The sequence below is a fragment of the Microcoleus sp. B5-D4 genome (assembly GCF_036705145.1).
Lineage (GTDB): Bacteria > Cyanobacteriota > Cyanobacteriia > Cyanobacteriales > Microcoleaceae > Microcoleus.
This window is the reverse complement of the sequence record NZ_JAUBTV010000168.1, coordinates 1-4,125: the sequence shown is the minus strand read 5'-3', so window position 1 is coordinate 4,125 and position 4,125 is coordinate 1. Positions and strand designations below refer to the sequence as shown.

Here is a 4,125-nt window from a genome sequence, read left to right as displayed (position 1 = left end):
AGGCAGTTGCGAAGAAGCAGAAATTCAAATCGTGAGGTTTGGGAATCCCCGTCCGCGACGGTCGGGGTGGATGTCAAGTTCTTTCAGAATATTTTGCATATAACTAGCCACTGCATCCGCCTGTTCCACCATTGCCAAATGGCCACAATCGGGAAGCTGAAGGACATTCTCGCCACAACCTTGGAACATCCAGTGAAAGCTAGCTAAATGCAGCACGTATTTTGGTTCCATAATTTTGTCTTTAGTGCCGGCAATAAAATAAACAGGCTGCTTGAGTTGGGACACAATTTGTGGCAAGAGGTGAATCTGGGCTTCTGTGGTGGAGTCCAATAAAGCCCCCAAAGCTGCCTCTGGATTAGCTCCCACGAAATCTCTTAAGCGCTGCCGTCCCCAGGATCTGCCGATCGAGCGGGCTACTGAATCGCGGGCAAACACGTAATCTGCTAAGGGCAAGCGAGGCAGCCAGCCGGGACGCATTGTCACTAGCTGCTTGCCTACCGCTCGAAACCGCTCGAATTCTTCCTTAAGATAGATGCCGCCCCCTGCATTGATGCAGACCACGCCTTTAATGCGATCGGAGAATTTGCTGGCTCCCCATAGAGCGATCGTACCGCCCAGAGAGTGTCCCACCAGCCAAGCAGAAGATATATCGAGTTTTTCGAGTAAAATTTCCAAATCGCGAGCGTAAGCTGCGGGAGTGTAGCAGGAATTTAGCGGTTCGGAACATAGGCGATCGTCGCCGGAGTCCGATTGAGAATCGCCAAACCCCCGCAAATCGTAGGTAAGGCACTGATAGTTTGATGCCAAGCGATCGGTCAAAGGTTGCCAGTAGTGGCGGCTTAACAGCCAGCCGTGGACAAATACCAGAACCGGGGAAGTTGCAGTCGGAGCCGTCAAATCGTAAGCGTGCCGAACCCCTAGGATGTCGATTGTTGCCATACTTTTATCCTACCCGCTCCATAAGACCTATGTAAACCTATGTATAACCCTTCAGCAAACTTGGCCGGATGCGGTACATTCATCACAATTAATTTATCCACCATTTGGGGATAAGCATAAGCAAAATTCCAGGCGATCGCGCCTCCCCAGTCGTGACCAACTAAGACGCAACTTTCGTATCCCAAACCCTGAATAATGCCCTTGACATCTTGCACAAACTATGACATCACCTAAGCAGATTGATCGTGAGGTTGGTCGCTGTCGTTGTTACCCCTGATATCTACAGCTACGACTTTATAATCTGATGCAAATTCTGGGATTTGATGCCGCCAAGAATACCAAAATTCAGGAAATCCGGGCGGCATCACCATCTGTGGCCCAGAACATTGAGTGACATAGTGCAGTTTGATGCCGTTCGTAGCGATAAATTCGTGTTTCCAAGCAGCTTCTAGCACAGACATATTTGATGCTTCCTCTAGATTTCGAGAAATCTTAGCAATTACTCTCTTTGAGAGGAACCAACTTTAGGCATATCTAGCAATCCTCCCAGCAATTGTAAACTCTTGCTTTTCTCTTCATTTGTGGAACAGGCGTCCCGCCGGTGGTTCTTCGCGCCAAAAAAGCCGTAGCACGGGCGAGGGCCCGACACCATCGCCCGTTTCCCAAAAAAATTGCTATCTCTGTCAAAATAATAGTATAATGTTGCTGGCATCCAGACAACTGTTAAGCCAAAAATTACTCATTTTCGCGCGATCTAAAATCCCAAAGCGCAACAATTTGAGGTGTGGTGATTGTGCAAGTTCAAGAATTAATATCTGGCGAGTGTACTAGGAATTAAAGGAGTTAATACTATGTCGGGCGATCGGCTGCAAAACATTGTTAACCGCTTGACAGATCGTCTAAAGCGCGATGTATTAGTTGAAAAATCCCTCTACGATATTCGAGAAGTTTTGCAGAGCGATCGCGCGGTGCTTTATCATTTTTACAAGCAGTGGCAAGGTCGAGTGACTTACGAGATGTTAAGTGCGATCGAACTCTCTATCTTGGGTTCAACAGGGCCAGATGAATGTTTTAACGACGAATACGCTGCTTTGTACGAAGCCGGCAGAGTTAAAGCAATTGCAGATATTGAAGTAGAACCAATTAACCCATGCCACCGAGATTTTCTGCGTAGCCTGAAAGTTCGGGCCAATTTAGTCGTGCCAATTTTAACGAACAAAGGACTGTGGGGGCTGTTAATTGCTCATCAGTGCAGCGGGCCCCGCACTTGGTTGCTGTCCGATATTGAATTCATGCAGAAACAAGCACAAAATATGGCAATGTCTCCCACAATTCAAGAGAGTTAATCTTTCATCCAAAATCCTGCTTTGTGACTGTTCGGGTGCCTTGTCTGTGCAATGGAAAATTACCCACCAAAATATGGTGTTCTATTGTTAGGCGGAGGTTTGTAGCGACTCATAGGGCTGGATGAGAATCTCAGCGGGAATTCCTAACTCTTGATTCAGCTTCCGAATCATTTCCAAAGTCAAGGATAGTTTGCGAGATAATATCTGAGAAACTTTAACTCGACTGCCAATACATTGTTCCAAATCGCTACCCGACCATCCGCGGGCGTCCATGTAGTATTGAATGGCTGCAATGGGATCGGGTATTGCGATCGGAAAGTGTGCCTTCTCGTAAGCTTCTACTAGGGTACTGAGCACATCTAGGCGATCGGAGTCAGGTTTATTAGGAGGTGCATTAAACAGCAACTCAACCTCTCGAAGGGCATCCTGATAGTCAGTTTGGGTTCTAATTGGACGTATTTCCATATATCAATTTGTGTTTAGATTGTTTCTGCATCTACCTTGTCATACTCGGCATGAGTGCCAATAAAGCGGATAAAAATAATGCCGATGTCATAATCTCTGTCTCTAGCAAGAGTTTGCGGCAAGGAGTTTTCGGATGCTGGGTGAGCGAAACCCAAGAATGATATCTTGAGGAGACACGCCACGTTGAATCAGTTCTCGATCGATGTAGATTTCGGTACTGTTGTGTTGAATCCAGATTTGATTTTCGATGATATCAAGCTGCATGGCACACCCATAGATGCGATATTCGTCGCGCCATTCGTTGTGCATAACGAGGTATCGATCGCGGGCAATATCGAATATTAACTGAGCATTTGCGTCATTTTTAGAAAAGTCTTCGAGAAAGTCACAAACAATTTTGCGGTATTCGTTTAGTCTATCCATTTTAAGATCAGTTATCAACTTATTTTCCTAAAAATCACTCTTAATATGTGCTTTAAAAATAGAATTTAGCTGAAATTTGGCTGGCTCTTTTCTGGGAAGTTTTTCTACTAAACAGCGTCTGGTTAAAGATTGTATAATGTGCATAAATTTAGCTTGAGATACTTCCATATTAGCAGGTTTTTGGGAAATATCTATCGGTTCATATTGATTGGCTAACCAGTTTATCACATTTTTTTCTAATTCTGATAACCGCTCTAACTGCGATTCTAAATTGGTTTCTATGTCACCTAAAAACAACTCATTTTCATCTGTCAGAAAAAGGGAAACGCTCCCGTTCAAGAATTCTATAATTATTGAACAAATAATATTTAACCAAGCCGGATGACTTTGATATAGTGTTATTAATTCATCCCATTTTTCCTCATCTTGTAAATTTTTTTGTCTCAAGATTTCTTTTGCTTCTTCTCCTAATCCTTGAAGTTGTAATACTCTTGTGTATTTGTTTTCTTTTTCTAAAGTCTCTATTTCTCCAGGTTTTTCCCAACTAATTAAAATTAAACAACTCTGATGAGATAAGGTAGCAATTTGCTGAAGAAATTTACAATAATCTTTATATTCTGTTAAATACTGACCCGCTAAGTTACCAGTTTTAAAAATATTCTGCACGTCATCAAGGATTACTAAACAACGAGATGAGCGAAAATAATCTATTATGTCTGGTAATGGATTTGCGTGGGATTGAGAAAAAAACTGTTTAAGTTCATCTTTAAGGTCGATCAGTTTAGGCAAATGCTCAAGACTGCGATAAATAATATAATCGAATTGTGTGTTAACTTCTGAGATTAATTTCAGAGTTAAAGCTGTTTTTCCGATACCAATACTCCGGACAGTTTTTAAGCAGCCAGAGTACCATAAGACAAGACTGAAGGAAGGTTAGGGTGATTTAAAATCA

The 4,125-nt window shown here is 43.1% G+C and carries 7 protein-coding genes and 1 pseudogene; 1 reads left to right on the top strand and 7 read right to left on the bottom strand.

Annotation, left to right across the window (positions count from 1 at the left end; all coding sequences use genetic code 11):
* Window positions 1-24 precede the first annotated feature (24 nt).
* The 3 genes and pseudogenes from QUB10_RS33830 to QUB10_RS33820 all read right to left on the bottom strand — a co-directional run bounded on the left by QUB10_RS33830 (window position 25) and on the right by QUB10_RS33820 (window position 1,651).
* Window positions 25-939: an alpha/beta hydrolase gene (locus QUB10_RS33830; RefSeq protein ID WP_333207485.1), complete on the bottom strand. Its 915-nt coding sequence runs from the start codon at window positions 937-939 to the stop codon at window positions 25-27.
* A pseudogene (locus tag QUB10_RS33825) lies at window positions 918-1,304 on the bottom strand (alpha/beta fold hydrolase). Before QUB10_RS33825 ends, QUB10_RS33830 begins: the two are co-directional and overlap by 22 nt.
* 134 nt (window positions 1,305-1,438) lie before the next feature.
* Complete coding sequence (locus tag QUB10_RS33820; protein WP_333207484.1) at window positions 1,439-1,651, bottom strand: hypothetical protein; 213 nt, start codon at window positions 1,649-1,651, stop codon at window positions 1,439-1,441.
* A gap of 139 nt (window positions 1,652-1,790) precedes the next feature.
* On the opposite strand from QUB10_RS33820, the gene QUB10_RS33815 reads away from it, so the two are divergent.
* Entirely contained in the window at window positions 1,791-2,285 is a 495-nt protein-coding gene (locus QUB10_RS33815; RefSeq protein WP_333207483.1) for a GAF domain-containing protein, read from the top strand.
* A gap of 87 nt (window positions 2,286-2,372) precedes the next feature.
* On the opposite strand, the gene QUB10_RS33810 is transcribed toward QUB10_RS33815, so the two are convergent.
* From QUB10_RS33810 to QUB10_RS33795, 4 genes are read right to left on the bottom strand one after another with little or no spacing between them, the layout of a single operon-like run.
* Window positions 2,373-2,750 carry a transcriptional regulator gene (locus tag QUB10_RS33810; RefSeq protein ID WP_333207481.1) on the bottom strand — a complete coding sequence of 126 codons (378 nt, stop codon included), beginning with the start codon at window positions 2,748-2,750 and terminating at the stop codon, window positions 2,373-2,375.
* A gap of 14 nt (window positions 2,751-2,764) precedes the next feature.
* A complete protein-coding gene (locus tag QUB10_RS33805; protein ID WP_333207479.1) occupies window positions 2,765-2,932 on the bottom strand; it encodes a type II toxin-antitoxin system HigB family toxin in 168 nt (55 codons plus the stop codon).
* Window positions 2,853-3,173 carry a XisI protein gene (locus QUB10_RS33800; protein WP_333207478.1) on the bottom strand — a complete coding sequence of 107 codons (321 nt, stop codon included), beginning with the start codon at window positions 3,171-3,173 and terminating at the stop codon, window positions 2,853-2,855. The genes QUB10_RS33805 and QUB10_RS33800 overlap by 80 nt, the downstream gene beginning before the upstream one ends.
* A 27-nt stretch (window positions 3,174-3,200) precedes the next feature.
* Window positions 3,201-3,962, bottom strand: coding sequence for a hypothetical protein (locus tag QUB10_RS33795; RefSeq protein WP_333207477.1), 762 nt, complete (start codon window positions 3,960-3,962; stop codon window positions 3,201-3,203).
* Window positions 3,963-4,125 lie beyond the last annotated feature (163 nt).

Coding starts and splice junctions, on each gene's coding strand:
- QUB10_RS33830 (WP_333207485.1), bottom strand. CDS start 939: ATGGCAACAATCGACATCCTAGGGGTTCGGCACGCTTACGATTTGACG.
- QUB10_RS33820 (WP_333207484.1), bottom strand. CDS start 1,651: ATGCCAGCAACATTATACTATTATTTTGACAGAGATAGCAATTTTTTT.
- QUB10_RS33815 (WP_333207483.1), top strand. CDS start 1,791: ATGTCGGGCGATCGGCTGCAAAACATTGTTAACCGCTTGACAGATCGT.
- QUB10_RS33810 (WP_333207481.1), bottom strand. CDS start 2,750: ATGGAAATACGTCCAATTAGAACCCAAACTGACTATCAGGATGCCCTT.
- QUB10_RS33800 (WP_333207478.1), bottom strand. CDS start 3,173: ATGGATAGACTAAACGAATACCGCAAAATTGTTTGTGACTTTCTCGAA.